We start from the raw sequence: 861 nt of genomic DNA, 5'->3' as shown, positions 1-861 counted from the left end.
ATGCCGGCCAGCGGGTTGGCGGCGTCCAGGCTCTTGCTGCCCAGGTTGTCGAGCTGGGCCTTGACGCTGTCCAGCGTGGCGAGCAGCGTGTTGACCTTGGCGGTGATGGGCGCGAGCTGGGCGGCGCCGAAGGCGGCCGCCTGCTGCAGCAGGTCGTTGATCGTGCCCTTGACGACCTCGAGCGCGGCGCTGCCCAGCGAGCCGGGCTGGGAGGCCAGGCTGCTGATGAACTGGTACAGCCGCATCAGGTCGTTGAAGAAGGCCTCGACCTTGGTGCCGGCCTCCGAGGCGAACTTGGGCGCTTTGTCGAGGTTGTCGAAGAGCTGGGTGATGTCGTGGATCACCGCGCTCAGCGGGATGCAGCCGAACAGCAGCGGCAGCGGCAGGTCGCCCGCGCCGCCGGGCGGGAAGAAGTTGGTGGCCTTGATCTGGCCGCCCACCACGTCGGCCACATTGCCGGCCGCCGGCCCGAGCGAGCGCGACAACGCCGACGGGCTGAGGTTGGGCATGACGAAGCCGCCGCTGCGGTCGCCCTGCTTGGAGAAGTCGAGGCGCCCCATGCCGGCGCGCTCGACGACTTCGGCGAACACCTCGCCCTTGTTGACGCCGGGGTCGAAGCCGCTTTGCAGATAGGTCGTGTTCCAGCGCAGGCGGTTGAAGCCGTCGGAGCCGGTGAGCTGGGCCATTGCGCCGATGCGCGCCTTCAGCCGCGACACGCGCGGGTAGAACATGGGCTTGAGCAGGTCCGGCGTGAAGGCCTTGAAGGCCTTGAACGAGGTGCTCGTGGCGACCGTGGACGGCACTTGGGCGTCGAAGGTGAGATGGGCCACCTCCACCGCCGTGTCGCCGGGCTTGCTGCTC

General features: G+C 69.0%; 1 pseudogene. It reads right to left on the bottom strand.

The annotated features are described in order from the left end of the window. Positions 1-861 (bottom strand): annotated as a pseudogene (locus tag ACXJKR_RS33715) (hypothetical protein); the annotation flags it as partial.

The organism is Roseateles sp. P5_E11, from assembly GCF_054049355.1.
This window is presented reverse-complemented; position numbering and strand designations above follow the sequence as displayed.